Raw genomic sequence first — 26584 nt, 5'->3', positions numbered from 1 at the left:
GACCGGGGGCGGTGCAACGGCGTGATTCTCGCCACCCCTGATAGGGGGTGCGCTCAGATGAGCGTTTCGCGCAGGAGTGCACCTCTCCAATGCTGGCACTGGGTGCCACTCATCACGCGTTCGGCTGTTCGACGGAAAAATGCACTCCGTAGTCGTCCAGCGATCCATTGGTCGCTCCACGCCATCATGTCTTCAGGACATGAAGCCGGACCTCCGCCCGCCGCGACTTTCGATCTGCTGGCGGACGACGGGTTACGGGCGTATGTCGACCGAGTGGACGTACCCAGACGCCTTCGATCTGGGTATGTTCCTCGCCGTCAGGGCAGCCCGCGGCGAGGAGAGATTCCCGTGCCGGAAACACAAGATCCCCACGTAACCCCGTCCGAGCCTTCGAAGTTCGTCTACGACTTCACCGAGGGCAACAAGGACCTCAAGGACCTTCTCGGCGGCAAGGGCGCCAACCTCGCCGAGATGACCAACCTGGGGCTTCCCGTTCCGCCGGGGTTCACGATCACCACCGAGGCGTGCAAGGTCTACCTCGACAGCGGCCAGGAGCCCGCGGCACTGCGTGCCGAGGTCAGTGAGCACCTGGAAGCGCTCGAAGCGACCATGGGCAAGAAGCTCGGCCAGGCCGACAACCCCCTTCTCGTATCGGTGCGTTCCGGGGCGAAGTTCTCGATGCCCGGCATGATGGACACCGTGCTGAACATCGGCCTGTCCGACGCGTCGGTTTCCGGCCTCGCCGCCCAGGCCGGCGACGAGCGCTTCGCGTGGGACTCCTACCGCCGCCTCATCCAGATGTTCGGCAAGACCGTGCTCGGCGTGGACGGCGACCTCTTCGAGGAGGCGCTGGAGGAGGCCAAGCAGGCCAAGGGCGTCCGCGTCGACGTCGACCTGGACGCGGCCGACCTGAAGAACCTCGTCGGGCAGTTCAAGGACATCGTCTCCAAGGAGACCGGCCGGGACTTCCCGCAGGAGCCCCGCGAGCAGATGGACCTCGCCGTCCGCGCGGTCTTCGACTCGTGGAACACCGACCGTGCCAAGCTCTACCGCCGCCAGGAGCGCATCCCCGGCGACCTCGGCACCGCCGTCAACGTCTGCTCCATGGTCTTCGGCAACCTCGGCCCGGACTCCGGCACCGGCGTCGCCTTCACCCGCGACCCGGCCAGCGGCCAGCAGGGCGTCTACGGCGACTACCTGCAGAACGCGCAGGGCGAGGACGTCGTCGCGGGCATCCGCAACACCGTGCCGCTCGCCGACCTCGAAGGCATCGACAAGCCGTCCTACGACGAGCTGATGCAGATCATGGAAACGCTCGAAACGCACTACAAGGACCTGTGCGACATCGAGTTCACCATCGAGCGCGGCAAGCTGTGGATGCTCCAGACCCGCGTCGGCAAGCGCACCGCGGGCGCCGCGTTCCGTATCGCCACCCAGCTCGTCGACCAGGGGCTGATCGACGAGGCCGAGGCGCTCCAGCGGGTCAACGGCGCGCAGCTCGCCCAGTTGATGTTCCCGCGCTTCGACGAGAACGCGAAGACGCAGATGATCGGCCGGGCCATCGCCGCCTCGCCCGGCGCCGCCGTCGGCAAGGCCGTCTTCGACTCCTACACCGCGGTCAAGTGGTCCCGCTCCGGCGAGAAGGTCATCCTGATCCGCCGCGAGACCAACCCCGACGACCTCAACGGCATGATCGCCGCCGAGGGCATCCTCACCTCCCGCGGCGGCAAGACCTCGCACGCCGCCGTCGTCGCCCGCGGCATGGGCAAGACCTGTGTCTGCGGCGCCGAGGAGCTGGAGGTCGACACCAAGCGCCGGTGCATGACCGCGCCCGGCGGCATCGTGATCGAGGAGGGTGACGTCGTCTCCATCGACGGCTCCTCCGGCAAGGTCTACCTCGGCGAGGTGCCGGTCGTCCCGTCCCCGGTCGTCGAGTACTTCGAGGGCCGGATGCACGCGGGCGCCGACGACGCCGACGAGCTGGTCAAGGCCGTACACCGGATCATGGCGTACGCGGACCGGGTACGCCGGCTGCGGGTACGGGCCAACGCCGACAACGCCGAGGACGCGGCCCGCGCCCGCCGCTTCGGCGCCCAGGGCATCGGCCTGTGCCGCACCGAGCACATGTTCCTCGGTGAGCGCCGCGAGATGGTCGAGCGCCTGATCCTCGCCGACACCGACGCCGACCGGGAGGCGGCCCTCGGCGGTCTGCTGCCCCTCCAGAAGGCCGACTTCGTGGAGCTGTTCGAGGCGATGGACGGCCTGCCGGTGACGGTCCGCCTCCTGGACCCGCCGCTGCACGAGTTCCTGCCCGACATCACCGAACTCTCCGTACGTGTCGCCCTCGCCGAGTCCCGCAAGGACGCCAACGAGAACGACCTGCGCCTCCTCCAGGCCGTGCACAAGCTGCACGAGCAGAACCCGATGCTGGGCCTGCGCGGCGTCCGCCTCGGTCTGGTCATCCCCGGCCTGTTCGCCATGCAGGTGCGGGCCATCGCCGAGGCGGCGGCCGAGCGCAAGAACGCCGCCAAGGGCGATCCGCGCGCCGAAATCATGATCCCGCTGGTCGGCACCGTCCAGGAGCTGGAGATCGTCCGCGAGGAGGCCGAGCAGGTCATCGCCGAGGTCGAGCAGGCCCGCGGCGTGGACCTCAAGCTCACCCTCGGCACGATGATCGAACTGCCCCGCGCGGCGCTGACCGCCGGCCAGATCGCCGAGTCGGCCGACTTCTTCTCCTTCGGCACCAACGACCTGACCCAGACGGTCTGGGGCTTCAGCCGCGACGACGTCGAGGCCAGCTTCTTCACCGCCTACCTGGAGAAGGGCATCTTCGGCGTCAGCCCGTTCGAGACCATCGACAAGGACGGCGTCGGCTCCCTGGTCCGCAGCGCCGCCGAGGCCGGCCGCGCCACCCGCCCCGACCTCAAGCTCGGCGTCTGCGGCGAGCACGGCGGCGACCCGGAGTCGGTGCACTTCTTCCACGAGGTGGGCCTGGACTACGTCTCCTGCTCCCCGTTCCGCATCCCGGTCGCCCGCCTCGAAGCGGGCCGCGCGGCGGCGGAGTCCCTGGGCAGCGACAGTCGGTGAACCCGTAACACCCGGTAGGCCAACCGGAGTTGGTGTCAGACTGTACCGACCCTCACCCTGACGCCGGCTCCGGAACCCGACGAGGGCGGCACCTGTGCGGAGGTGCCGCCCTCGCTTTTCTCCGGACTCCCCCCTCGGGAGCTGCCGTCAGCCATGTCGGCCTGGTTGACGGCCTTCCACGGCAAATGCTGAGCGGTCGGTCATTGCCTCGTCACCCCCCACGGGATCGAGCAATCCGTTCCATTCGCACTGCCGTCGAATTGAGTTACAGCTTTCCCTGCGCGCCGTGTTGGCGCGACCCCTTTCAACTCTGGCCAAAAGGGCGTGGTGACAGGCTGTGTCTGCGTGCATACTCAGATGGCCGGGGGTCGACTAGGGAGCATTGGTGGGGGTTCGGTGCTACGCGTCCATTTCAGTGGACCGGATCTGGCCCGGGTGCGCATTGCCGCGCGCCCTGACGTGCTGTGGGAGACCGTTTTAAGTTTTCACCGACTGCGCGACCGGCGGCCCGGCGCGGCCTTCGGCAAATGGCGTTCCGAAGCACGGTGCAGGTTGAATGGTGAAACACGACTGCTGGCGCCGCTCGTTCCCACGCGCGGCTATTTTCCGGATTTCCTGACGCCGCCGGAGGGGCTGCTCGGTCTCGACGAAGGGCTGGCGGCACTTCGCGCAACCCCGCCCGCCCGACTGCACGCCGAACTTTCGCGGCTGCCCGCGACCCGGCCGCTGCCGTCATGGCTGCGGGAGCTGAGCGAAGGCGATTCCGCGGCGCTCGGACGGCTCGCCGGCGCGCTGCGGAGCTATTACGAGAACGCCGTCGCGCCCTACTGGCCGCTGCTCCAGGCCCGTATCGAGGCGGACCGGGCCGCCCGCGGCCGGGCGCTGCTGGACGGCGGCGCGGACCACCTGCTCGCCTCGCTCCCGCCGACGATGCGCTGGCGGCCGCCCGTCCTGGAAGTGGACTACCCGGTGGACCGCGACCTGTTCCTGAACGGCCGGGGGCTGCTCCTGCTCCCGTCGTTCTTCTGCCGCCACACGCCCGTCACCTTCGCCGACCCCGACCTGACCCCCGTCCTCGTCTACCCCTTGGAACACCCCGCGCCCCGCGTCATGCCGACCGTCTCGCCCGGCCACTCGCTGGGCAAGCTCGTCGGGCGGACCCGCTCGGCGATCCTGCACGGCGTGGGCGGCGGCTGCACGACGAGCGAACTGGCCCGGCGCGTCGACGTCTCACTGGCCTCGGCCAGCCAGCACGCGACGGTGCTGCGCGACGCGGGCCTGCTGCTGACGCTGCGCCACGGCAACGCCGTACTGCACACGCTGACGCCGCTGGGGGCGGCGCTGCTGCGGGGCGGCCCGGAGGTGGACGTCCGGGGGGTGGACACCCGGGGGCTGGAGATATCGGCGCTGGAGGCGCGGGAGGCGGACGTGCGGGTGCCGGGGGCCGGGGCTGTGCAGTAACGTTCCGGCGGCCGGGGGGAAGCGGTCCGGCACCCGAGGGAGGGGCCCGGCGCCCGGGGGAGGCGGCCCGCGCCCCACGCCCGGGGAGCTCGGACGCCCCACGTCAGTACGGACGATCCCCCGTGATCGCCACCCGCTCGGCGATCCGGCGCCCCGCCCCGTAGTCGTTGACCGCGTAGTGCTGCGTGGCCCGGTTGTCCCAGAAGGCGATGTCCCCCGCCTGCCAGCGGAACCGCACCTGGAACTCCGGCACGTGCGCCTGCTGGAACAGCAGCCGCAGCATCCGGTCGCTCTCCGCCCGCTCCCACCCCACGATGCGGGTGGTGAAGGAGGTGTTGACGAACAGCATCCGGCGGCCGGTCTCCGGGTGCCGCCGTACGACCGGGTGCTCGACCGGCGGGAACTGCTCCTGGAACGGGGCCAGCCGCTCGGCGGAGTAGAAGCGCGCGAAGCCCGGCAGGAAGTCGTGCACGGCGGTCGCGCCGTCGATACGGTCCCGTACGTCCTGCGGCAGATTGTCGTACGCGGCCGCCATGTCCGCCCACAGGGTGTCGCCGCCGGACGGCGGGACCTCGCGCAGTTGCAACACGGCGCCCAGCGCCGGACGTTCGCGGAACGTCACATCCGTGTGCCAGACGTTCTCGAAGGTGGACACCGCGCTGCGGTCGAACCGTACGACGTCCTCGGCGTCCCCCGTGGCCAGCAGCGGATTGGTCTCCAGCTCGCCCCAGTGGCGGGCGAACGCGCGCTGCGCGGCCGAGGTGAGGTGCTGCCCCCGGAAGAACAGCACCTTCCACTCCAGCAGCGCACGGTTCAACTCCTCGCGCAGCGCGGGTGCCAGGGGCTGGGACAGGTCGAGGCCGCGGATCTCCGCGCCGATGGTCGCGGCCTGCGGAACGATCTCGAACCGCTCGTAGGGCCGGTCCTCCCAGCCCTCGGGCGTCCGGCGCAGGACGCGGGTGCCCTCGTAGAGGCCGTCGGCGGGGATGCGGTGGTCGCGGAGAGCGGGGGAGAGCCGGGCGGGGGCGGCGTGGTCGGCGGTAGCCGTCAAGGGGTCCTCCTGGAGGGAGAGGAGCGGAAGATGCGGAGCGAGGCACGGCGCTCGTACCGGCCCCGAAGGAACCGGGATCACGGGAACAGGCGCCGCTGCCGTACGGGTGCGGAGCTGCCGCGGTGCGCGGACGCTGCCGTCGGGAGGGCCGTCACGCCCGGGAGGTCACCGACAGCGGAAAGCGGCGGCCGGGGGTGAACCCACCCGGCCGCGGCGGCGCAGAAACGTCATGCCGCGGGGCGCGCACTCGCCGTGGGGGCCGCGGCGCAGCGGCTCCGCCTCACGGAAGGTCGAGTACGTGGTCATGGCACGCACCGTACCTCATGCGGGAGGTCCGGGAAACGGGGCGCCGCCCGCCCCCGCCCGCCTCAGCCCTTCAGCTCCTTGTACAGATACACGTCCGCGTGCCCGCCCGGCATCCCCGGCACGCGCCCGACCTCGGTATATCCCTGCCGCTCGTAGAAGCCCGGCGCCTGGAACGTGTACGAGGACACCGTCGCGCGGTCGCAGCCGCGCCGTACCGCCTCCTGCTCCGCGGCGTGCAGCAGCTTCGCGCCCCAGCCGGCCGCCCGGCTGTCCTCCCGTACCCACAGGAGGTGGATACCGCACAGCCCGCCCCACACCCAGGCGCTCAGTCCGCCGATCAACTCGCCCTCCGTGTCCGTCACCCGCACCGAGAATTCGGCCTGTTCGGCGCCGTCCGTGGCAGCGGCGTTGAAGGCGTCGAGCTCGTCCTCCAGGCGCTTGTCCAGGGCGGCGTCGTGGGCGCCGACCGTGAGTGCCGTCTCCCGGGCCGAAGTGGTGGCATCGCTCATGGCTGAGTTCTCCCACACGAGCCCCGTGCACCGCCACCGAGTTTCCGCGCCGGCGCTTTTGGCGGCCGGGTCTTGCGGGGAGTCTTCCTTGTCCGTGATCGTCGTGGTTGTCACGGTCGTCCCCTCACGAACAGCAGGAGAGTGCGATGGCCCGAAACCCGCGCCGTGCCGGATGCGTTGTCGCGGCGGCTGCCGCGCTGGCCGCTGTACTGGCCGCGCCCGGCGCGCCGGTGGCCGCCGCCGATGCCTTCCCCGTACGAAAACCCCACTACGTCGCGCTCGGCGACTCCTCGGCCGCCGGTCCGCTGATTCCGGTCCAGACGAGCCTTCCCTGCCTGCGCTCGAACCGGAACTGGCCGACCATCGCCGCCGCGCGGCTCGGCGCCCGCCTCACCGACGTGACGTGCAGCGGCGCCTCCACCAAGGACTTGGCCGGACGGCAGCTCGTCCTCGTACCGCCCCAGTTGGACGCGCTGCGGCCGGACACCGACCTGGTCACCCTGGCCGTCGGCGCCAACGACATCAGCCTGGGCACCGCCCTGCCGTCCTGCGTCCGGCTGCACCCGCGGTCGGCGGGCCTGGGCCGGACGTGCGAGTCGGTCTACACGGCAGGCGGCCGGGACCGGCTCGCCGAACGGATCACCCGTACGGCGCCCAGGATCACCTCTGCCCTCGGACAGATCCACCGGCGTTCCCCTCACGCGAAGGTCTACGTCGTCTCGTACGGCACGTACTTCCGGCCGGGCGGCTGCTGGCCCGGAGAACCCGTCTGGCCAGGCGACGCCGACTACCTCCAGAACACCTTCGACCGGCTGCACACGATGCTCGCCGAGCGGGCCGCCGCGGACGGCGCGGGCTTCGTCGACCTCCGGACGCCCAGTGCCGGGCACGGTGTCTGCGCCGCGCCGGGCGAGAAGTGGATGGAAGGGCTGTTGCCGGGCTCGGCGGCGGCCCCGTACCACCCGAACGCCACCGGCATGGCGCGCGCGGGCGCGACGGTGGCCGACGCCATCGACTCGCCGTGAACTCCCCGCCCCCGCTCAGTCGTCGATCCCCGACCGCTCCACCCCCGCCACGATGTACCGCTGCAACAGTACGAACACGACCACCAGCGGCGCGATCGAGATCGCCGCGGCGATGAACAGTTCGTGCAGGTTGAGGTTCTGCGCCGTGGTGAACGTGGACAGCGCGACCTGCACCGTCCACGCTTCCCGGTCCTGTCCGATGACCAGCGGCCACAGGAACGCGTTCCAGGCGCCGATGAAGACGATCGTGCCGACGGCCGCGAAGACGGGCCGCGAGTTGGGCACCACGATCCGCCAGTACGTACGCCAGTACCCGAGCCCGTCCACCCGGGCCGCGTCCTCCAGCTCCCGGGGGAAGCCGAGGAAGTACTGGCGGAACATGAAGCAGGCGAAGGCGCTGAACAGGGTCGGGATGATCAGCCCGCGCAGGGTCGAGATCCAGCCGAGCGACGAGACGAGGACGAAGCTGGGGACGAACGTGACGGCCGCCGGGACCATCAGGGTGCCGAGGATCGCGTAGAAGACGAGGTTCGCGTGCCGGTACGGGATGCGGGCCAGTCCGTATCCGGCCAGGGACGCCAGCAGCACCGTGCCCACCGTCGTGGAGACCGCGATCAGGGTGGAGTTGAGCAGCGCGCGGGCCATCGGCAGGTTCGGGTCGGCGAAGACCTCGGTCAGGTTGGACCACTGGATGTCGCGCGGGAAGAACGTCCAGTCGGGGGCGGTGATGTCCTGCTCGGTGGCCAGGCCGTTGCGTACGAGCAGGTAGAACGGGAGGAGGAAGAGGACGGCGAGGACGGTGACGGTCACCGCGCGCAGCGCGCGCCCGGCCCGCACGCGGGGGTCCCGCGGCGCGCGCGCCCGCCGCGTCCGTCCCGTTTCCACGGGCCTGGCCGTAATCCCCGTGCGCCTGGTCGCCATCGCTCAGTCCTCCTTTCGTCCGAGGCCGAACCAGCGGGCCTGGACGACGGTCGCCACGGCGATGATCAGCGCCAGGATCACCGCGCCCGCGCTGCCCAGGCCGAGGTTCTGCTCCTGCCCGAGGGCGGTGTAGTAGAGGTAGACCAGCGGCGGGCGGGCGTACGGCGGGTAGCCGCGGGCGTCGGACATCAGGTTGTAGAACTCGTCGAACGCCTGGAACGCGTTGATCACCAGCAGCAGGACGACGGCGACCGAGGTGGCGCGCAGTTGCGGCAGGGTGATGTACCGCAGCGTCTGCCAGCCGGGCCGCGCGCCGTCCACCGCGGCGGCCTCGTACAGGCGGGGCGGGATCCGTTGCAGCCCCGCCAGGAACAGGATCATGAAGAAACCTGCCTGCAACCACAGCCGTACGGTCACGATCACCAGCCAGTACCAGGGCGGGTCGGTCGTGGACAGCCACGCGGTCTGGTCCGCGCCGAACCACCCGAGCACGGTGTTGGCCAGCCCGAACCGCACCCCGTTGAAGATCGACAGCTTCCAGATCAGCGCCGCGACCACGTACGAGCACGCGGTCGGCAGGAAGAAGACCGAGCGGAAGAACGCCTGGGCGAAGCGCAGCCGGTTGACCATGAGCGCGAGGCCGAGCGAGAGCACGAACGTCGCCGGTACGATGAACGCGGTGAACAGCAGGAACGTGCCCAGGCTGCTGACGAAGGCGTCGTCGCCGAGCATCGCCGTGTAGTTGTCCAGTCCGACGAAGTCCGTCGGGGCGACCGTGTTGTGGGCGTCGAAGAAGCTGAGGTAGACGCTCCAGGCCAGCGGTACGTACGTGAACAGCGCCAGGCCGATCGCGAACGGGCCGACGAACGCCCAGAACCACAGGTTCCGGTTCTGCTGCCCCTGGAGGCGCGCGAGGAGCCCGCCGGTACGCGTACCCGTACCCGCGCCCCTGCCCGTACCCGTTCCGGTGGTCGCGGGCCGGGCGTCCGTCCCCCTCACTTCGTCTTCGCCCGCTGCAACTCGGCCTCCACCTTGCGCACCACGCCCTTCAGCTCGCTCTCCGGATTCGCGCCGCCCTTGATGACGCGGTTGAGCGCGTCCTGGTAGGCGGTGCTGCTCGGCGTCGTCCAGAGCAGCGGCTCGGCGTGGCCGTACTCGGTGGCGTACGAGACCGCGTCGGCCGCCGCGCCCTCCCGGAGCTGCTTCGCCTTCTTGGCGAGCGAGGTGCGGGCGGGGATGTGGAAGCCGTACGAGAGGGCGAAGTCCTCCTGCTTGTCGGTCCCGTCCACCCACAGCCACTTCACGTACGCCCGGGCCTCCTCGCGGTGCTTGCTGCGCGCACTGACCGCCGACCCGTACGCGCCCACGGGCACGGCCGGCTGCCCGGCGCCGTCCTTCGGGAACGGCAGCACCCCGAAGTCGTCCCCCAGCGCCTTCTTGACCTGCGGCAGCGCCCACAGGCCCGACCACTGCATGGCGGTCAGTCCCTGGACGAACGCCGCCGGGTCGGACCAGTCCGTCGGCGCCCCGAGCAGCAACGATTCGTCGGCGTACAACTGCCGGACCTTGCCGAGCACCCGGGCGGCGGCCGGATCGTCGAAGCCGACCTTTCCGTCCTCCGTGATCAGGCTCAGTCCCGCGGCGAACAGCGGCGTACCGCCCAGCACCGCGGCCCCGCCGTCGTTCCCCAGGAACAGCCCCTTGACCTTGTCCTTCCGGTGCCGCGCGGTCAGTGTCCGCGCGGCCTCCACCAGCTCGTCGACGCTGCGCGGCGGCTCGACGCCCGCCGCCTTGAGCATGCTCTTGCGGTAGAACAGCAGTTGGGTGTCCATGGTCTGCGGAATCGCCCAGACCTTGTCCTGCCAGATCTTCGGCGCGAGCACCGACTGGTTGAAGTCGCCCTTGGCGGACTCGATCTCCGCCGTCAGGTCCACGACCTGCCCGCCCTTGATCTGGTCCAGCTTCGGCCCGTTGACCTCGAAGACGTCCGGACCGGAGTCCGTCAGCAGCGCGGCGGCGGTCTGCCGGTCGTAGTCCCCGGGCCGCCACTGCACGCTGACCCGCGCCTTGTCGTACGCGGCCGCGTACCGCTTGACGGCCTGCTCGGTGCCCGGCTCCCCGTACTGGTGGTACCACTGGCTCAGCGCCGGCCCCGAACCCTTGCCACTGCGGCCGGTGTTGGAACCACAGGCCGCCAGGACCGCCGTGAGGGCCGCCCCTCCGGCCACTCCTCCGGCCGCCCCGAGCAGCCGCCGTCTGCCGATGTCGCGAGTCATGCCCGATCGCCCCCTACGTAGCCCGCCGCGCCTCGCGCGTCGGTCGTCGTCCGGCTGTCGTGCCGCTTCGGTGATCGTCGATCACCGTCCGCCGCGAGCGCCTACTTTGCCGTACCACCGTGAAGAACGCATGGCACCTGCGCGAAAACGGCCGGGGGGTGTCGGTGTCGTCGCGCGTGTCCGCGCAGCTCAGACCGACCCCGGGCCGATTGTCAGACCCCTCGTGCATGATTCGCTACAAGGCATTCACTGTCCGACTGCCCGACTGCCCGACTGCCCTTCTGCTCGCCCGCTCGTCGCTCGTCCGTCCGCTCGTCCGAAGGAGACGCCCATGATCATCGTGTCCGGCACGCTCCACGTCGCCCCTGACGCCCGTGAGGCGTACCTGGCCGGCTGCGACGCGGTGACCGAACAGGCCAGAAAGGCCCCCGGCTGCCTGGACTTCACCCTCACGGCCGACCGCCTGGACCCCGGCCGCGTCAACGTCTACGAACGCTGGGGGTCCGACGCCGAGCTGGCCGCGTTCCGCGGCAGCGGACCGGAGGCCGGGCGGACGACGGCCGTCCTGGACGCGGAGATACGGAAGTACCGGATATCCGGCGTCGAGGCGGCCTGAACGGAACATGGCCGGGACCAGTCACCCATGATCTGAGTGCTCCTGGCCCTGGCCCCGGTGGGCGGGTGCGCCCGGCGTCGTCGCCGTCGGTGTGGCCCGTCAGACGATGGTCTCGTACGACGGAGTCCTGATGCCGGTCACCTCGCGTGGGGCGAACGGTGCCCGCCAGTTGCCCGTGCCGTGGTAGACGTACGAGCTGCCGTCCGGCGTGGAGACGAGCAGGTCGGCGCGGCCGTCGGCGTCGGAGTCGCCGATGCCGACGAGTTGGCGGTAGCCGCCCCAGCCGGCGCCGATCTTCACGCGTCCGTCGAGGGTGCCGTCCCCCTTGCCCAGGAACAGCCACAGGACACCGGAACGGTCGCGGGCGACCAGGTCGCCGGCGGAGGCCCCGGCCACGTCGCCGACGGCGGTGATGCTGTCGTAACTGCCCCAGCCGGTGCCGATCTTCTTGCGCGGGGCGAAGGGTGCCCGCCAGTTGCCGGTGCCCTCGTAGAGCCAGAGCACGCCGGAGCGGTCCCGGGCCAGCAGGTCGCCGCGGCCGTCGCCGTTCAGGTCGCTGCCGCCGGTGATCTGGTCGTACGCGCCCCAGCCGGCTCCGGTCTTCAGCGGTTTGTCGAAGGTGCCGTCGCCCTTGCCGAGGTAGAGCCACAGGACGCCGGAGCGGTCGCGGGCCACCACGTCACCGGCGGAGGCGCCGGCCACGTCGCCGACGGCGACGACCTGGTCGTAGATGTTCCAGCCCCCGCCGACCACCATGCGGCGGGCGCTGTGGAACTGCGGGTTCAGCGGATCGTGGGCGGTGTCTTCGAGCGACAGGTTGCCCGCCCGGTCACGCACGAGCACGTCCGGCGAACCGTTGTCGGTGTAGTCGTGCGGGGCGGGCTTGCGCTCGACCGTGAAGGAGCCCTTCTGGTGGAGGGCGGGGCCGATGCCGTTACGGGGTTGGGCGGTCAGTTCCCAGGTGTAGCCGCCGTTGGGCGCTGCCTCGTCCCGGCCGCCCACGGTGACCAGGCCGTTCCAGTCCAGATCCACCCAGCCGTCACCGTTGTTGTCCGGCAGGTCCGGGTTCAGGTGGGACACGCTCTGCTTGCCGGAGGCGACGTGGCGCAGGGCGACGGTCATGCTGACGTTGCGCCGGGACAGGTGCCAGCGCGGGTGCCAGGGCCGCTGGTCGAGCTGGGCCGTGCCCGGTGCGTCGGCGCCCAGCAGGGTGACCTTGGTGGGCTGCCCGGTGCCCGCGACCAGTTCCGCGGTCGGCGCCTCGCCACCGGCCTTCGCGGAGATCCGGTAGAGCCCCTCGCCCTGGGCCACGGTGCCGCCCATCGCCAGCAGGGTGCCGTCCGGGGCGGGTGTGGTGGACGTGACGTGGTCCATCACCTTGCGGGCGGTGCCACCGCCGACCGGGACCGCCTTGAGGGCCGCTTCATCCGGCGCGGACCCCTCCGTGAGCTTCTGCCGGTTCCCGTACAGCACCCAGTCGCCGGTCAGGCCCAGGGTCGGGCGGCGGACGCCGTCCAGGCGCGTGGACGTCGTCTTCGGCGTGGAGGCGCCGCCCAGCTCGACGGTCTTCAGATAGTTTTCCTCGCCGCCGCGGATCTCCGTCCCGATGGAGGCCATGTGGGTGCTCGACAAGGCCGCGGCCTCGGTGCTGGGGCCCAGCATGTTGCGGCCCGAGACGATGTGGGCGGTGGCCAGGTCGACGGTCGAGTAGGCGAGGGCCGTCGTGTCGGGGACACCCACGTCGTACCGCAGCAGTGCCTTTCCGGGAGCCCCCGCCGCCAGCCGGAACCTACCGAACCTGGGGCTCAGTTCGGTGACGGCCCGGTCGGTCAGCTCCTCGCCCTGGAACTCCAGGATGTGGACCGCTTCGCCGCCGTCGGCTGTCTTCTCGGCGGCGAGTACCCGGCCCTCGACGGTGCCGAGGTAGCGGTACCCGTACTTCTTCAGGTCGACGAGGGTGGTGGCCCCGGTGACCATGTTCCGCAGCGTGATCTTGGTCGAGGCGCCGACGAAGGTGTTGTTGCCGAGCGCCACGACGTCGGACACGGAGCCGTGCGCCGTCGTGTGCGTGAACTGGCCGTAATCCCGGGCCAGTGTGGTCGTACGGCCCAGATGGTCCGTCCACACCACGTTGTTCTGCGGGTCCACGGACAGGAACCCGGTACGGCCCGCACTGACGATCTCGGACCCCGGCGCGATCTTCAGCGCCACGTCCTGCACGTAGTCCCAGGTGGGAGCCTCCGGCTCCACGGGCGCGGCCACAGCGGGAGACGCGAGCGTCCCGCCGGTCACCGCGAGGCCGAGCGCGACGGCTCCGCCCAGTATCCGCCGGGACAGCCGGGACCGTCTCGGCGCCGGCGCGGTGGAACGTTTCAAGTGCCCTCCTGGCGATGTGCGGCACGGAGCGCCGCGTGCGGCGGAGGGCAGGGAGAGGTCACACGCCTCCCGACCGACGAAATGTACGAGCCCCCCAAGGTCCGGCAAATCCTAACAATGGTGAGGTCAGGCGGTTACGGGACTTTGCCCGGTGGGGGTGTGGAGCGTGGTGAGGATCGCCGTCCAGGCGGTTGGGGGGACGTGGAGGGTGGGGCCGGTGGGGCGCTTGGAGTCGCGTATGGCGACTAGGTGGGGGCGGTTGGTGGCTACTTCGACGCACTCGTGCTCGGGATTGCTGTAGCTGGACTTGTGGTAAGACATGGGGCTCACGGGTGGCTGCTCTGAAGTGCGGCGAGGAAGGCCGTCCACGCGGTGGGGCTGACGTGGAGGGTGGGGCCGTCGGTGCGCTTGGAGTCGCGTATGGCGATAGTGTGCAAGAGGTTGCAGGCCACCTCCACGCACTCGTGGTCGGGGTCGCTGTGGGTGGACTTGCGGTAGTTGAACTCCGGCATGAATCACAGTTCCTTGCTGAGGCTGCGGATGAACGTCCGAGACGCGGGCTCGTCCAGGGCTTCCCCTGCGATTCTCTCGAACATTTCGTCATGTTCCGTAGCCTCGTCCCCTCCTTCGATCCAGACCTGCGTGCGGGGGATCTCGATGTACACGACGTCCATGGCGCCGGGGTCGGTGAAGGAGAGGACGTTGTATGCGCACCCGATGCCCACCTGCGCCCCCGCGCTGAAGGGCAGGATGCGGACCGATACGTTCGTCCTCTCGGAGGCCAGTGCCAGATGCGCGAGCTGCTGGCGCATCACGGCTGCGCCGCCGATCAGGTTGCGGAGGGCCGCCTCGTAGACCACCGCGTGAAGACGTAGAGGGGATTCGCCGTCGAGGCGCCGCTGGCGGGCCAGACGTGCACCTACGAAGTCGTGGTCGGGCTTCAGTGCGCGGATGTACGCCTCACATTGCAGCAGGCCGGGTACGTAGGCCACCTGCCAGGTCTTGATGGCGGTCGCGACACTCTCCAAGGTCACGTACTCCTTCATCGCGCCGAGCCCCGGAAACTCGCTCCACCACCCCTTCGCCTTCCGCCGTTCCCGGTCCACGCGGGCCAGTTCCAGCAGCCCGCCCACCGTTGCCGGGTCGCTCACCTCGTACAGCTCGCACAGGATGCGGATGTCCGGGTCGCGCATCGGGACCCAGCCGCTCTCCATCCTGGCGACCTTGCCGGTTGACGCGCTGATGACCTCGGCTGCTTGGCCTTGTGTGAGGCCGGCGGCGAGACGGTGCTTGGTGAGTTCGCCGCCGAGGCGGCGGCCCAGCACGGTCGACATGCGATTGCCCTGTGGCGTCTGGCCTGTACGTTCCATGTCGCTCACCTTCGCTCGTGGGGGAGCGGTCTGGGTGCGAGATGGCGGCTCGCAACCCTCACGGGTGAAATTTGCACCGCTCGATTGTGGGTGACGCCGTCGCGCCCCTACCTTCCGTAACGAACGAACTGCTCGCGCGGCCGCATCAGTTGGCGCAAGGGTGCGCGCTGCTCGTAACCCGGAGGTGGCCGTCGATGATCTCTCCGCATGACCCCACAGAAGTCGTCCTCCACGAGGACCTGCTCGACTACTCGCCGTTCCCCAAGAGTGTGCGGCTCGCGCGGTACCGGATGGCCCGGCTGCTGTGGGAGTGGGGGTACGGGCACCTCGTGGACGACGCCGAGTTGCTGGTGTCCGAGCTGCTGACGAACGCGATCACGCACGGCCGGGTGCCCGGGCGGCTCGTGCGCGTGCACCTGACGGTGGGCAAGGAGGTGCTACGGCTGGCGGTCAGTGATGCGCGCGGGGAAGCGTGGCCGCACGTACGGGGACCAGGGGACGACAGTCCCGGCGGGCTCGGGCTGGTGCTCGTGCAGGAGGTGGCCGTGCGGTGGGGTGTGCGGGAGCGGCAGGACGGCAAGACGGTGTGGTGCGAGCTGGACGTCAGGCGGGAGCGACCGTCGGTGAGGGGCCGCCGAGAACGATGTTCCAGTGGTAGGTGAGGGACGGCGGGCGGCCCGGGAGCAGGGGAGCGGGGGTGCAGGTGGCGACCAGGCTTCGGCGGGCTGTGGCGCTCGGGGCCGCGTGGAGTACTGAGTCGTGGGCCAGGAGCGGGTCGCCCTCGAAGTACATCTGGGTGACCAGGCGTTGGGTGAACGCGCGGCCGAAGACGGAGAAGTGCAGGTGGGCGGCGCGCCAGGCGTGGTCGGGGGTGCCGAGCGGGTACGGGCCCGGCTTGATCGTGGTGAAGGCGTAGCGGCCCTCGGCGTCGGTCAGGGCGCGGCCCGCGCCGGTGAAGTGGGGGTCCAGCGGGGCGTCGTGCCGGTCGCCCTGGTGCGCGTAGCGGCCGGCGGCGTTGGCCTGCCAGAGTTCGAGGAGCTGGTGGGGGACCGGGTGGCCCCGGTGGTCCAGGAGGCGGCCGGTGACGGTGATGCGTTCACCGATGGGGGTGCCCGGGTGGTGGCGGGTGAGGTCGCTGTCGAGAGGCGTCACATCGGTGTGGCCGAAGACCGGCCCGTACAGCTCGGCGCTTTCCGGGTCGGTGGGGAGGAGGAACGGCGGCCGGGTGGGTCGGCGCAGGGGAAAGCCCCGGTACGGGGGCGGTGAGGTCGGCATGGGGTCGTTGTCGCACGTGGCGGCGGGGTGGGCAAGGACGGGAACCGGCCCGGGGCGACAGACGGGCGCGCGGTCCGGGGCGACGGTGTGCGCCCGCGTCAATGCGGCGTGCGGTGGGCGTTGTCCAGATCGACTGTGTCCACGCGGGTGCCCGCTGAACGCTTCCGGCCGGTGGCATGTGCGGGCGTCCGATGCCTCGGGTACGGGCATGCCCAGAGAAGCCGTCCCACCAGGAGAAAGGCGCAGCCTTGCACCTCAACACCCTGGACACCTTCGTCGCCTCCGTGAAGCACCGGCGCGAGCTGATGGTCATCCACCGGGTCACCGGCGGATACCACCTACAACGGTGACCTCCAGATCGAGACCGACCCCGTGGAGAACATCGACAACAAGCGGCACCTGTGGGTGGTCCACCCGGTGGGCTACTACAAGAACAACACGGCCCACAGCTTCGAGAACGGGCGGGAGGGCAAGCGGCCGGCGGTCAACCCGGGCAACCTCCGGGACGGCATGCGCTTCGCGGACCCCCGGGACCCCCAAGGCCCCGAACAACAAGGAGACGGAGGCGCAGCGGTTCTACGTGCTGCCGATGTGCGACGGCGGCTACTCCATCGTGCCGTTCCTCGGCTCCGACCTGGCGCTGATGCCGACGGGGAACCCGCCCGGTCCTGGCTGCGACCGGCCGCTGCCCCACTGGGGCGGACAGTCCTCGGACAACGGCGCGCACGACTTCGTCCGGGCGCCAGACCAGCCCGAGCGGGAGGACCCGACGGAGCAGGACCTCCAGCCGCCCGGTTCCGGGAAGCGGGGCGCGGCGTCGGGCCGTGAGGGCGGATCGCTACGGGCGCCGGGACCGCCACACCACGGTCACGGTGAGGATCGCGCTGCATGTCGAGAAGGCGCCGAGGCCGATGCCCCACCCGTCGCCGCGCCAGAGACCGATGGCCGTCACGGCGAGCGCGCAGAGCAGCGAGAGGATGGCGAGTACGCGTCCGAGAAGCATGAACAACGGATCCTGACAGCAGGGCTCGGTGGTGCCCCACCGGTTTCCGGCCCCGCGACCCTGACAGCGATACCAGCCCGCCACCTGTGCCCCACCCTGCCTGCCCCACCCCCGCTCGGCTATGCCGTCACCCGGAACCGCAGTCGGCAGATCGTCGCGTCCGTCGTGCGGCGCACCGCGTGGGCGACGACCGCGCCGCGCTGGTTCTGGAGGAGGCGTTGCCACAGGTGGGCCGGTTCGACCTCGGGGATCAGGACGGTGACCCGGGTACGGGGGTGCCGGTCGGCGAGTTCGCGTACGTACGCGGCGATCGGGCGGCCGACCGTGCGGGTGGCGGAGGGCAGTTCGAGGAGGTCGACGCCGGGGCTCCACAGTTCCCAGTCGCGGCGCAGGGACTCCGCCGCGTGGCGGTCCTCGGGAGCGGCGTACGTGACGGTGACGGCCACCACCTCGTCACCGAGCGAGACGGCGGCGTTCAATGCCTCGCAGGTGAGCTTGGAGAGGTGGGAGACGGGGACGACGACGAGGGAGCGGTCGCGGTGCGGCGGTTCGGGGATGCGGCCCAGGTGCAGGCGGTCCGCGATCCTGCCGTACGCCCGGTGCACGGCCTCGAAGGCGAGGACGAGCAGCGGCAGCGCGACGACGATGAGCCAGGCGCCCTCGGTGAACTTCGTCGCGGTGACGACGACGGCCGAGACGCCGGTCAGCAGCGCGCCGAAGCCGTTGAGCGCGGCCTTGCCGCGCCAGCCGGGGGAACGTTCCTGCCGCCAGTGGCGGACCATGCCGACCTGGCAGATGGTGAAACCGGCGAAGACACCGATGGCGAAGAGCGGCACGAGGGTGTTCACGTCGCCGCCGGAGAAGCCGAGGAGCAGGGCGGCGACGGCGGCCAGCGCGAGGACACCGTGCCGGTGCACCTGCCGGTCGGCCTTGAGGCCGAAGACGTGCGGCAGGTAGTTGTCGCGGGCCAGCAGGCCCATCAACACCGGCAGTCCGCCGAAACTGGTGTTGGCGGCGAGGGCGAGCAGCACCATCGTGGCGCACTGCACGACGTAGAAAGCCCAGTTGTGGCCGAGCGACGCGTCCGCGAGCTGCGCGAGGACGGTGACGCCTTCGACCGGCTGGAGGTGGAAGCGCCCGATGAGCACCGACAGGCCGATCAGCATCACGCCGAGCAGGGCGCCCAGGGCGACCTCGGTGCGCTGCGCGCGCTTGGCGGCGGGCGCGCGGAAGGACGGTACGGCGTTGGCGACGGCCTCGACGCCGGTCAGGGCCGAACAGCCGGCGGCGAACGCCTTCAGGAGGAGCAGCGCGCCGACCGAGGTCGCGTTGTCCGCCAAGACCGAGGCGTGGCCGTCGGCCGACGCGGTGGAGACGGGCGCGTCCCGGAACAGGCCGACCGTGACGACGGTGAGGATCGACCCCACGAAGACGGCGGTGGGAAGGAGGAAGGCTTTCGCCGAGTCGACGATGCCGCGCAGGTTCACTCCGGTCACCAGGACGAGCACACCGAGGCACAGCCACAGCCGTTCACCGTAGAGGGCGGGGAACGCGGAGGTGAGCGCGGCGACGCCGGCCGTCACCGACACGGCGACGTTCAGCACGTAGTCGAGGAGGAGGGAGGCCGCGGCGGCCAGGGCCGTACGGCGCCCGAGGTGTGCCCTGGCGACGGCGTACGAACCGCCGCCGTTCGGGAAGGCCGCGATCACCTGCCGGTACGAGGCGACCAGGACGGCGAGCAGGGCGGCGATGCAGAGGGTCACCGGGAGGGTGAAGCCGAGGCCGTACGCACCGGCGGCGGCCAGGATCAGGACGATGGACTCGGGCCCGTACGCGACGGAGGCCATCGCGTCGAGGGAGAGGGCGGCGAGGCCCTGGACGGAGGTCAGACGATGGCGGGCGTCCGGGTCGGGGGCGGCGGCAGGGGCGGCAGCGGAGCCGGAGCCGGGAGCGGGACCGGCGGGGGACGGGCCGGAGGAGGAATGGGTGGGAGGGGATGCGGCCGGGCCGGTTGCCCGGCTGGCGGTCGGGCTCGCGGTCCGGTCCGTGGTCCGGCTCGCGGTCCCACCCGTGGGTTTCCACACCATCGACATCGTTCGCCGTACCTCCGTGCGCTGCGGGAAGAGAACCCCGGTGACGGGGCCAGCCCAGCGTGAGTGCCGGTTCGTACGGGCGCGCCGGTTCTTGGCGTGGCTTTGGCGGGTGATCCGGCCTTCTTCACGCCTTCTTGATGCCCGGCGGGGACGTACCGATGCGGACGGGTGGCCGGGGCACCGGGTGGTACGGGCACCGGTACGCGGCGGTGTACGGCGGGGCCGCGTTGTCAGCGGTGCGTCAAGCGCCCGCGACGCGCCGTCAGTGTCGCGTCAAGGTCCCGGCGACGCGCGCGCCACGGTCCTACCGTCACGGTCATGGAACGGAGAGGCGGTGTGACGCGCGATGGACGGCATACGCGAAGGAGGTACGCCCTTCCACCCCCGGTGCACGGCCCGGCGGCGTACCGCGACCGCCGGTGGACGGCCGAACTGCGCACGACGGCCTGCTGCACGGCCGGCGTCCTGTGCCTCATGCTCGGCGTCGACCTCGCCTGCCGCACCCTCGACCCGCTGCGCGCCGCCTGCTGGACGGCCCTCGCGGTGGTGCTCTTCGCGGCGCTCTTCCCGGCACGGGTGACGGCCGGCGCGGGGTGGCTCGCCGTGCGCGGGCTGCTGTGCGAGCGCCGGGTCCGTACCGACCTGCTGGTCCTCGTCCACCGCAGTGACGGGATGGCGCCCCGGCTGGTGCTGCGCGACGCGGTGGGCGACCGCGTCGAACTGGACCCCAAGGTCCTCACCGCCGACCCGGCTCTGTGGCACCTCCTCGACACCGGCGCCCGGCTGTCCCGGGAACGCGGGCTGCTGCGGTCGGGGAGCGAGGTGCTGCGGGTGCTGGGGGAGCGCGTCGACCGGGACGGCGCCCGGAAGATCTTCGAGGCTTCGGGGCTGGAGTGACCGGCCGCCTACAGGCCGCCGAGGCCGCTACGCCTGCGCCGCCGGGGGCTCCTGCGAGCCGGCTGCCCGGGGCTCCTGTGCCCCGGCCGGCCAGAGCAGCGCCTGGGCGACGATGACGCGTTCGCCGTTGAAGGTCACGGCCGGCCCGCCGTGCAGGGTGTAGCCCAGGGTGAGCATCTCGCTCACCCGGTGGCAGAACGTGGCGTCGTCCGGGCCGGTCAGGACACGGTAGACGGGCATGCCGTCCGGCGGCGTGCCGGGGGAAGAGGCGTTCACGAGGCGGCACCGCCGAAGTCGTACCGTACGCCCGTCAGTTCCTCCGACGCGTCCCACAGCCGCGCCGACGTCTCGTCGTTGCGCGTCCACGGGGCGCGGGGGGACGGCGCGGTCGCGCCGCGCAGGCCGGTGCGGGGGCCGAGGAAGGCGTCCGGCTTCATGTGCGGGGCGGTGGCGGCGCACAGGGTCGGCAGGGCGCCGGACTCGGCGGACTGGCCGACGACGCGATTGGCCAGCGCCACGACGCGCTCGGCGCCCGTACGGCCCTCCATCCGTACGCCGGCGGTCTGCAGGTTGGTGTCGGCGTACCCGGGGTGCGCCGCGACGGCCACCACCTGCGAACCGGCGCGCGCCAGGCGGCGCGACAGCTCGTGGACGAAGAGCAGGTTGGCGCTCTTGGAACGGCCGTAGGCGATCCAGCGGCGGTAGCCGCGCTCGCTGTTGAGGTCGTCCAGGTCGACGTTGCCCAGCACGTGGAAGCCGCTGGAGACGGTGACGACGCGAGCGCCGGGCGTGGCCAGCAGCTTGGGCAGGAGGAGGCCGGTGAGCGCGAAGTGACCGAGGTGGTTGGTCCCGAACTGCATCTCGAAGCCGTCGGCGGTACGGCGGTGCGGGAGCGCCATCACACCGGCGTTGTTGATGAGGAGGTCCAGACGGTCGCCGTCGAAGGTGTCCAGGCCCGCCGCGAAGGCGCGTACGGACGCCAGGTCGGCCAGGTCCAGTTGTCGGAACTCGGCCTCCGCTTCCGGTACTTCGGAGCGCAGCCGGGCGAGCGCGGCGTGCCCGCGTGCCTCGTTGCGGCAGGCCAGTACGGTACGGGCGCCGCGGCGGGCCAGCTCGCGCGCGGTGATGTAGCCGATGCCGCTGTTGGCGCCGGTGACGACGGCCGAGCGGCCCGTCTGGTCGGGGATGTGGCTCGTGGTCCAACGGGTCACGCTTGCTGCGCTCCTTCGTCGGGGCGTCGGGGGCACCAGCGTACGCCCGGTCCGGTGGGGATACTGCCAGGCCGGGCGGGCCGCGACCCCGGCCTCGGGCGGGCCGCGACCTCGCCCCGGCGGTACCGGAGCCGGGACGCGTGCAGAGGGAAGCTAGCTCCCGACCTCCCGCACCCGGTAGACGGGCACCGACACCGCCGGATCGTCCAGGCAGGCGCCCGTCTCCAGGTCGAAGCGCTGCTTGAGGAGGGGCGAGGCGACGAACGGGCGGCCGCCCACGGAGCCGGTCAGGCCGCGGGACAGCACGTACGCGCCCGTGAACGGGTCACGGTTGCCGATGGCGTACGGGCGTCCCGCGCGGTCCATGAACAGCGCCACCTGCCCGCCGTCGGGGAGCAGGGCGGCGACGCCCCGGCCGGGGACGAGGGCGGAGGGGTCGCAGACCGGGAACCAGGTGGGGTCCGATCGCTGTCCCGAGTGCGGCTCCGAGGGGAGTTCGACGGCGAGAGTCATCGGGCGGCGGTCCCTTCCAGGGTGCGGGTGCGGCTGTCGGAAGCAGTGCGGACGGGCAGCGTCGCCCCGGCCAGCAGGGGCAGATCCGGCTTGATCTGGTCGCGCTCCGGGACGAAGCGGACGGCCGGGTCGGGGGCGTCCGGCGCGTTGACGAAGGAGACGAACCGGGCGAGGCGCTCCGGGTCGGCGAGGGTGTCGGCCCACTCGTCGCGGTAGGCCGTCACATGTGCGGCCATCAGCGCCTCCAGCTCGTCGCACAGGCCGAGCGAGTCGTGCACGACCACGTCGCGTACGTGGTCGAGGCCGCCCTCGATGCGCTCCAGCCAGGCGGAGGTGCGCTCCAGGCGGTCGGCGGTGCGGATGTAGAACATCAGGAAGCGGTCGATGAGCCGGACCAGTTCGGCGTCGGACAGGTCCTGGGCGAGCAGGTCGGCGTGGCGCGGGTCGGCGCCGCCGTTGCCGCCGACGTAGAGGTTCCAGCCGTTGGAGGTGGCGATGACGCCGAAGTCCTTGCCGCGCGCCTCGGCGCACTCGCGCGCGCAGCCGGAGACGGCCGACTTGAGTTTGTGCGGTGAGCGCAGGCCCCGGTAGCGCAGCTCCAGGTCGATGGCCATCCGGACGGAGTCCTGGACGCCGTAGCGGCACCAGGTCTGTCCGACGCACGACTTCACGGTGCGCAGCGCCTTCCCGTACGCGTGTCCGGACTCGAACCCGGCGTCGACCAGGCGGGCCCAGATGCGCGGGAGCTGGTCGACGCGGGCGCCGAACAGGTCGATGCGCTGGCCGCCGGTGATCTTCGTGTACAGGCCGAAGTCGCGGGCCACCTCGCCGATGACGATCAGTTTCTCCGGGGTGATCTCGCCGCCGGGGATGCGCGGGACGACCGAGTAGGAGCCGTTGCGCTGGAGGTTGGCGAGGAAGTGGTCGTTGGTGTCCTGGAGGGCGGACTGCTCGCCGTCCAGGACGTACCCGTCGGCGCCGACGGTGGGGGCCAGGCTCGCGATGATCGACCCCACCGTCGGCTTGCAGACCTCGCAGCCGTCGCCGCCGCGCGCCGCCGCGCGCCCGTGGCCGTCCAGCAGTGCGGCGTACGAGGTGAGGCGGCGGGTGCGGACGATCTCGTACAGCTCGGCGCGGGTGTGCGGGAAGCAGTCGCACAGGCCCTGGTCGACGGTCGCGCCGCCGGCCGTCAGCTCGTCGTTGACCAGGGTGGTCAGCGCCTTGACGCAACTGCCGCAGCCGGTGCCCGCCTTGGTGCACTTCTTCACCTCGGGCACGGTGGTGCAGGAGTGCTCGGAGACGGCGGTGCGGATGGTGCCCTTGGTGACGTTGTGGCAGTTGCAGATCACCGCCTCGTCGGGGAGGGCGGCGGGTCCGAGCGCGGCCGGTGCGCCGGTGCCCGCGGGCACGACGAGCTGCTCCGGGGCGACCGGCGGCACGGTGCCGGTGAGCGGGCGCAGCAGCCCGTACGACTCGGCGTCGCCGACCAGCACACCGCCGAGGAGTTCGCCGTCCGCGCCGACGACCAGCTTCTTGTAGACGCCGGAACGGGAGTCGGCGTACACGACGTCGAGACAGCCCGGCGCGGTGCCGTGTGCGTCCCCGAAGGAGGCCACGTCCACGCCGAGGAGCTTGAGCTTGGTGGAGGTGTCGGCGCCGGTGAAGGCGGGCGCGTCCCGGTCGCCGGCGATCGCGGCCGCCGCCGTCTCCGCCATCTCGTAACCGGGCGCCACCAGGCCGTACACCCTGCCGTCGGCCGCCAGCGCGCACTCGCCGATGGCGTACACGGCCGGGTCGTCGGTACGGCACCGCTCGTCGACGCGGATACCGCCGCGCTCGCCCACCGTCAGCCCGCAGTCGCGGGCGAGCTGGTCGCGCGGGCGCACCCCGGCCGAGAAGACCACCAGGTCGGTCTCGACGCGCGAGCCGTCGGACAGCTCCATGGCCCGTACGGCACCGTCCGCGTCCGCGACGACCTCCTTGCCGCCGACGCCCGTGTGCACGCTCAGGCCCATCTCCTCCACGGTCCGGCGCAGCGCGCTGCCGCCGCCCTCGTCCACCTGGACCGCCATCAGCCGGGGCTGGAACTCCACGATGTGGGTGCGCAGTCCGAGGCCCTTGAGGGCACCGGCCGCCTCCAGGCCGAGCAGGCCGCCGCCGACGACCGTGCCGGTGCGGGAGTTCCTGGCGTACTCCTCGATGGCGAGCAGGTCCTCGACGGTCCGGTAGACGAAGCAGCCGGTGCTGTCCGCGCCGGGCACCGGCGGCACGAAGGGGTACGAGCCGGTGGCCAGGACGAGCGTGTCGTACCGGACCGTCAGGCCGGAACGGGCGGTGACGGTGCGCGCCGCGCGGTCGACGGCGGTGGCCGGGTCGCCGAGGTGCAGTTCGATGCCGTGCCGGGCCATGAAGCCGGGGTCGGTGAGGGACAGGTCGTCCGGCGTGCGGCCGGAGAAGTACGAGGTGAGCTGGACCCGGTCGTAGGCGGGGCGGGGCTCCTCGCACAGCACGACGACCCGGGACCGGCGGGTCACCCCGCGGTCGGCGAGGGCTTCGAGGAACCGCTGGCCGACCATGCCGTGGCCGATGAGCACGAGGGTGGGAACGGCGGTTTCGGCCATGGTCAGGAGCCTCCGTCGGGGGTGGGGGCGGTGCGGGGACCGCCGCTGGGTTCGGGGGTGAGCAGGTGCAGGAGGGGCGCCGCGGGCAGCGGGTCGTCGGCCTCCCAGGTATGGGCGAGGGTGCCGACGGCGCCCAGGTCGCCGAGGAGGATGCCGCCCACGAGGCGGTCACCGCGGACGATGACCTGGCGGTAGGCGCTGCGGGTGGCGTCGGACAGGCGGATCACGTCGTCGCCGGGAGCGGGGGAGGGGGTGCCGAAGGCGGCGAGGTCGAGGGGGGCGGAGGGCGAGCCGGGGTCGGGACCGGGGCCGGTGAGGGTGAGGCGGGTGAGGGCACGGGTCCCGTGGTAACGGGCTGCCTCCTCCGAGAGGAGCCGCGCCAGCAGGTCCGCCTGTTCGAGCGCGGCGCCCGCCAGGCCGTACACCACGCCGTCGTGCTGCGCGCAGTCGCCGATCGCGTGGACACGGGGATCGGCCGTCCGCAGCTCGTCGTCCACGACGATGCCGCGGTCCACCGGCAGCCCGGCGGCCCGCGCGAGCCCGACGCGCGGCCGTACCCCGCAGGCGAGGACGACCAGGTCGGCGTCGGGCACGTAACCGTCCGCGAGTTCCACGCCGCGTACGGAGCCGTCCTCGACGCGCAGCCCGCGCACCCGGCACTCCGTGTGGACCTCCACGCCCAACGCCTCGACGTGCGCGCGCAGCAGGGCCGCGGCGCCGGCGTCCAGTTGCCGTTCCATCAGGTGCTCGCCCTGCTGCGCGAGCAGCACCGACACACCGCGTTCGGCCAGCGCACGGGCCGCGGAGACACCGAGCAGCCCGCCGCCGATCACCACCGCGCGCACCCCCGGCCGGGCGGCGGCCGCGGCGAGCGCCGTGCAGTCGTCCAGGGTGCGGAAGGGGTGCACGCCGGCGGGAAGGTCGTCGTGGCCGGGCGGGAAGAGGCCGCGCAGCGGCGGCAGCACCGGGTTGGAGCCGGTCGCGAGGACGAGCCGGTCGTACGGTACGGCCTGCCCGTCGTCGCACAGCACCGTACGGGCCGCCCGGTCGATCCGTACCGCCCGCACCCCGCCCAGCCACCGCACGCCGTCGTGCGGGGCGGGCAGCGCGATGACCTCGGGCGCGTACCGGCCGGCCAGCACCTCGGCGAGCAGGACACGGTTGTACGGCGCGTGCGGCTCCTCGCCGAGGACGGTGAGCGCCGGGCCGCCGGTGCCGGGGGCGCCGGCCGGGCGGAGGCGCTGCGCGAGCCGGGCGGCCGCCATTCCGCCGCCGATCACCACCACACGCTGTTGCGAGGTCATGTCCGCCAGCGTGCGGTCCGGCTGTTACCCGTCCGCATCCGCGTTGTTACCCGCGGGGAACGCTGCCCTCAGCACGGGGGAGGGCGGGGTGTGAGGAGAGCGCCGTGTGCCCCCCCAGGGACAGGAGCAGGGGCAGGGGCCATAGGACGGGTGGTGGACTGCCCGTAGGGCGGACGGTGGAGGCTCGTGGCGCGGTGCGCGTGGGCTCTTCGGGAGGGTTGGTCGGCTTCGCCGATTTTCTTCCTGGTGCGGGTGTTTAGTCCTGGGGCGCAAGGCAACCCGCCTGACTGGAAGGAAACAGCCCACAACGAAGTAAGGGTGAGTAGTGATGGCTGAGTCCACCAACAACGGCAACTTCGCCAACGACCGCGAGAAGGCCGCCCGCGCCGGGCAGAAGGGCGGCCACGAGAGCGGCGGCAACTTCGCCAACGACCCGCAGCGCGCGGCGGACGCCGGGCAGAAGGGCGGCCACGAAAGCGGCGGCAACTTCGCCAACGACCGTGAGCGGGCCGCCGAAGCCGGGCAGAAGGGCGGGCGCGCCCGCCACGGCGAGTAGCGCGGCCGGGCGCCCGCGGAGAGCGGGAGCGCGAGGCGTAGGGGCGGGCGTCCACCGGACGCCCGCCCCGCTGCCGCGAGGGCCTGGGACGGCTTGCCGCCTACTGCTTCGGA

Annotated in this window: 25 protein-coding genes; 7 read left to right on the top strand and 18 right to left on the bottom strand. The window is 71.8% G+C overall.

Annotated features, from left to right (window positions below):
- Positions 1-348: 348 nt before the first annotated feature.
- Both ppdK and ACZ4QV_RS05625 read left to right on the top strand, forming a co-directional pair.
- Positions 349-3087: a pyruvate, phosphate dikinase gene (gene ppdK, locus ACZ4QV_RS05630; RefSeq protein WP_361582223.1), complete on the top strand. Its 2739-nt coding sequence runs from the start codon at positions 349-351 to the stop codon at positions 3085-3087.
- 552 nt (positions 3088-3639) lie between these two features.
- A complete protein-coding gene (locus ACZ4QV_RS05625; protein WP_361143998.1) occupies positions 3640-4548 on the top strand; it encodes an ArsR/SmtB family transcription factor in 909 nt (302 codons plus the stop codon).
- A gap of 103 nt (positions 4549-4651) precedes the next feature.
- Here the strand turns inward: ACZ4QV_RS05625 and ACZ4QV_RS05620 are convergent, their stop codons facing one another.
- From ACZ4QV_RS05620 to ACZ4QV_RS05610, 3 genes are all read right to left on the bottom strand, one after another.
- Positions 4652-5599, bottom strand: coding sequence for a TauD/TfdA dioxygenase family protein (locus tag ACZ4QV_RS05620; RefSeq protein WP_361143995.1), 948 nt, complete (start codon positions 5597-5599; stop codon positions 4652-4654).
- A 165-nt stretch (positions 5600-5764) separates the two neighbouring features.
- A complete protein-coding gene (locus ACZ4QV_RS05615; protein ID WP_361143994.1) occupies positions 5765-5905 on the bottom strand; it encodes a hypothetical protein in 141 nt (46 codons plus the stop codon).
- Positions 5906-5967: 62 nt separating this feature from the next.
- Positions 5968-6414, bottom strand: coding sequence for a GNAT family N-acetyltransferase (locus ACZ4QV_RS05610; RefSeq protein ID WP_361582218.1), 447 nt, complete (start codon positions 6412-6414; stop codon positions 5968-5970).
- Positions 6415-6560: 146 nt separating this feature from the next.
- On the opposite strand from ACZ4QV_RS05610, the gene ACZ4QV_RS05605 reads away from it, so the two are divergent.
- Positions 6561-7439, top strand: coding sequence for an SGNH/GDSL hydrolase family protein (locus ACZ4QV_RS05605; protein WP_361582215.1), 879 nt, complete (start codon positions 6561-6563; stop codon positions 7437-7439).
- 15 nt (positions 7440-7454) lie between these two features.
- Here ACZ4QV_RS05605 and ACZ4QV_RS05600 read toward each other — a convergent pair whose 3' ends face one another.
- The 3 genes from ACZ4QV_RS05600 to ACZ4QV_RS05590 all read right to left on the bottom strand — a co-directional run bounded on the left by ACZ4QV_RS05600 (position 7455) and on the right by ACZ4QV_RS05590 (position 10636).
- Complete coding sequence (locus ACZ4QV_RS05600; RefSeq protein ID WP_467762613.1) at positions 7455-8360, bottom strand: carbohydrate ABC transporter permease; 906 nt, start codon at positions 8358-8360, stop codon at positions 7455-7457.
- A 3-nt stretch (positions 8361-8363) separates the two neighbouring features.
- Complete coding sequence (locus tag ACZ4QV_RS05595; protein WP_361145241.1) at positions 8364-9242, bottom strand: carbohydrate ABC transporter permease; 879 nt, start codon at positions 9240-9242, stop codon at positions 8364-8366.
- A gap of 113 nt (positions 9243-9355) precedes the next feature.
- A complete protein-coding gene (locus ACZ4QV_RS05590) occupies positions 9356-10636 on the bottom strand; it encodes an ABC transporter substrate-binding protein (protein WP_361582209.1) in 1281 nt (426 codons plus the stop codon).
- A 331-nt stretch (positions 10637-10967) separates the two neighbouring features.
- Here ACZ4QV_RS05590 and ACZ4QV_RS05585 point away from each other — a divergent pair, with 331 nt between their 5' ends.
- Positions 10968-11252 carry a putative quinol monooxygenase gene (locus tag ACZ4QV_RS05585; RefSeq protein WP_361582206.1) on the top strand — a complete coding sequence of 95 codons (285 nt, stop codon included), beginning with the start codon at positions 10968-10970 and terminating at the stop codon, positions 11250-11252.
- Between the two features lie 99 nt (positions 11253-11351).
- On the opposite strand, the gene ACZ4QV_RS05580 is transcribed toward ACZ4QV_RS05585, so the two are convergent.
- From ACZ4QV_RS05580 to ACZ4QV_RS05565, 4 genes are all read right to left on the bottom strand, one after another.
- On the bottom strand, positions 11352-13628 hold the full coding sequence (locus ACZ4QV_RS05580) for an FG-GAP repeat domain-containing protein (protein WP_361582203.1): 2277 nt from the start codon (positions 13626-13628) through the stop codon (positions 11352-11354).
- Between the two features lie 126 nt (positions 13629-13754).
- A complete protein-coding gene (locus ACZ4QV_RS05575; protein WP_467762700.1) occupies positions 13755-13949 on the bottom strand; it encodes a DUF397 domain-containing protein in 195 nt (64 codons plus the stop codon).
- A gap of 5 nt (positions 13950-13954) precedes the next feature.
- Entirely contained in the window at positions 13955-14140 is a 186-nt protein-coding gene (locus tag ACZ4QV_RS05570) for a DUF397 domain-containing protein (RefSeq protein WP_361143969.1), read from the bottom strand.
- 3 nt (positions 14141-14143) lie between these two features.
- Complete coding sequence (locus ACZ4QV_RS05565; protein WP_361143966.1) at positions 14144-14998, bottom strand: helix-turn-helix domain-containing protein; 855 nt, start codon at positions 14996-14998, stop codon at positions 14144-14146.
- Positions 14999-15192: 194 nt separating this feature from the next.
- On the opposite strand from ACZ4QV_RS05565, the gene ACZ4QV_RS05560 reads away from it, so the two are divergent.
- Positions 15193-15660 (top strand): ATP-binding protein, encoded by a 468-nt coding sequence (locus ACZ4QV_RS05560; protein ID WP_361582197.1) that lies wholly within the window; start codon positions 15193-15195, stop codon positions 15658-15660.
- On the opposite strand, the gene ACZ4QV_RS05555 is transcribed toward ACZ4QV_RS05560, so the two are convergent.
- The 3 genes from ACZ4QV_RS05555 to ACZ4QV_RS05545 all read right to left on the bottom strand — a co-directional run bounded on the left by ACZ4QV_RS05555 (position 15602) and on the right by ACZ4QV_RS05545 (position 19369).
- On the bottom strand, positions 15602-16273 hold the full coding sequence (locus ACZ4QV_RS05555; RefSeq protein WP_361582194.1) for a dioxygenase family protein: 672 nt from the start codon (positions 16271-16273) through the stop codon (positions 15602-15604). The genes ACZ4QV_RS05560 and ACZ4QV_RS05555 overlap by 59 nt on opposite strands.
- An 838-nt stretch (positions 16274-17111) precedes the next feature.
- Positions 17112-17276 carry a hypothetical protein gene (locus tag ACZ4QV_RS05550; RefSeq protein ID WP_361143958.1) on the bottom strand — a complete coding sequence of 55 codons (165 nt, stop codon included), beginning with the start codon at positions 17274-17276 and terminating at the stop codon, positions 17112-17114.
- 119 nt (positions 17277-17395) lie between these two features.
- Entirely contained in the window at positions 17396-19369 is a 1974-nt protein-coding gene (locus ACZ4QV_RS05545) for an APC family permease (protein ID WP_361614733.1), read from the bottom strand.
- A 336-nt stretch (positions 19370-19705) separates the two neighbouring features.
- On the opposite strand from ACZ4QV_RS05545, the gene ACZ4QV_RS05540 reads away from it, so the two are divergent.
- Complete coding sequence (locus ACZ4QV_RS05540; protein WP_361143954.1) at positions 19706-20266, top strand: hypothetical protein; 561 nt, start codon at positions 19706-19708, stop codon at positions 20264-20266.
- Between the two features lie 27 nt (positions 20267-20293).
- On the opposite strand, the gene ACZ4QV_RS05535 is transcribed toward ACZ4QV_RS05540, so the two are convergent.
- From ACZ4QV_RS05535 to ACZ4QV_RS05515, 5 genes are all read right to left on the bottom strand, one after another.
- The gene (locus tag ACZ4QV_RS05535; RefSeq protein ID WP_467762612.1) at positions 20294-20542 is read right to left on the bottom strand and encodes a DUF1737 domain-containing protein; all 249 of its coding nucleotides are present in this window, start codon (positions 20540-20542) and stop codon (positions 20294-20296) included.
- The gene (locus ACZ4QV_RS05530; RefSeq protein ID WP_361143952.1) at positions 20539-21477 is read right to left on the bottom strand and encodes an oxidoreductase; all 939 of its coding nucleotides are present in this window, start codon (positions 21475-21477) and stop codon (positions 20539-20541) included. Before ACZ4QV_RS05530 ends, ACZ4QV_RS05535 begins: the two co-directional genes overlap by 4 nt.
- Before the next feature lie 153 nt (positions 21478-21630).
- Positions 21631-21990, bottom strand: coding sequence for a nitrite reductase small subunit NirD (gene nirD, locus ACZ4QV_RS05525; protein ID WP_361143949.1), 360 nt, complete (start codon positions 21988-21990; stop codon positions 21631-21633).
- Positions 21987-24611 carry a nitrite reductase large subunit NirB gene (nirB, locus tag ACZ4QV_RS05520; protein WP_361582174.1) on the bottom strand — a complete coding sequence of 875 codons (2625 nt, stop codon included), beginning with the start codon at positions 24609-24611 and terminating at the stop codon, positions 21987-21989. The genes nirD and nirB overlap by 4 nt, the downstream gene beginning before the upstream one ends.
- Before the next feature lie 2 nt (positions 24612-24613).
- The gene (locus tag ACZ4QV_RS05515; protein ID WP_361614730.1) at positions 24614-25915 is read right to left on the bottom strand and encodes an NAD(P)/FAD-dependent oxidoreductase; all 1302 of its coding nucleotides are present in this window, start codon (positions 25913-25915) and stop codon (positions 24614-24616) included.
- A gap of 328 nt (positions 25916-26243) precedes the next feature.
- Between ACZ4QV_RS05515 and ACZ4QV_RS05510 the strand changes: the two genes are divergently transcribed.
- Positions 26244-26471 carry a con-10 family general stress protein gene (locus ACZ4QV_RS05510; RefSeq protein ID WP_361143942.1) on the top strand — a complete coding sequence of 76 codons (228 nt, stop codon included), beginning with the start codon at positions 26244-26246 and terminating at the stop codon, positions 26469-26471.
- The last annotated feature ends 113 nt before the right edge of the window (positions 26472-26584 follow it).

The organism is Streptomyces sp. NPDC026394 (genome assembly GCF_055567735.1).
Note: the sequence above shows the minus strand (reverse complement) of the source record. Positions and strands in the feature narration are given on the sequence as shown.

Bases quoted from the DNA above. Each gene is read 5' to 3' on its own strand.
- ACZ4QV_RS05615 (WP_361143994.1), bottom strand. From the start codon at position 5,905: ATGACCACGTACTCGACCTTCCGTGAGGCGGAGCCGCTGCGCCGCGGC.
- ACZ4QV_RS05610 (WP_361582218.1), bottom strand. From the start codon at position 6,414: ATGAGCGATGCCACCACTTCGGCCCGGGAGACGGCACTCACGGTCGGC.
- ACZ4QV_RS05605 (WP_361582215.1), top strand. From the start codon at position 6,561: ATGGCCCGAAACCCGCGCCGTGCCGGATGCGTTGTCGCGGCGGCTGCC.
- ACZ4QV_RS05600 (WP_467762613.1), bottom strand. From the start codon at position 8,360: ATGGCGACCAGGCGCACGGGGATTACGGCCAGGCCCGTGGAAACGGGA.
- ACZ4QV_RS05590 (WP_361582209.1), bottom strand. From the start codon at position 10,636: ATGACTCGCGACATCGGCAGACGGCGGCTGCTCGGGGCGGCCGGAGGA.
- ACZ4QV_RS05585 (WP_361582206.1), top strand. From the start codon at position 10,968: ATGATCATCGTGTCCGGCACGCTCCACGTCGCCCCTGACGCCCGTGAG.
- ACZ4QV_RS05575 (WP_467762700.1), bottom strand. From the start codon at position 13,949: ATGTCTTACCACAAGTCCAGCTACAGCAATCCCGAGCACGAGTGCGTC.
- ACZ4QV_RS05570 (WP_361143969.1), bottom strand. From the start codon at position 14,140: ATGCCGGAGTTCAACTACCGCAAGTCCACCCACAGCGACCCCGACCAC.
- ACZ4QV_RS05565 (WP_361143966.1), bottom strand. From the start codon at position 14,998: ATGGAACGTACAGGCCAGACGCCACAGGGCAATCGCATGTCGACCGTG.
- ACZ4QV_RS05560 (WP_361582197.1), top strand. From the start codon at position 15,193: ATGATCTCTCCGCATGACCCCACAGAAGTCGTCCTCCACGAGGACCTG.
- ACZ4QV_RS05555 (WP_361582194.1), bottom strand. From the start codon at position 16,273: ATGCCGACCTCACCGCCCCCGTACCGGGGCTTTCCCCTGCGCCGACCC.
- ACZ4QV_RS05550 (WP_361143958.1), bottom strand. From the start codon at position 17,276: ATGCTTCTCGGACGCGTACTCGCCATCCTCTCGCTGCTCTGCGCGCTC.
- ACZ4QV_RS05545 (WP_361614733.1), bottom strand. From the start codon at position 19,369: ATGTCGATGGTGTGGAAACCCACGGGTGGGACCGCGAGCCGGACCACG.
- nirD (WP_361143949.1), bottom strand. From the start codon at position 21,990: ATGACTCTCGCCGTCGAACTCCCCTCGGAGCCGCACTCGGGACAGCGA.
- nirB (WP_361582174.1), bottom strand. From the start codon at position 24,611: ATGGCCGAAACCGCCGTTCCCACCCTCGTGCTCATCGGCCACGGCATG.
- ACZ4QV_RS05515 (WP_361614730.1), bottom strand. From the start codon at position 25,915: ATGACCTCGCAACAGCGTGTGGTGGTGATCGGCGGCGGAATGGCGGCC.
- ACZ4QV_RS05510 (WP_361143942.1), top strand. From the start codon at position 26,244: ATGGCTGAGTCCACCAACAACGGCAACTTCGCCAACGACCGCGAGAAG.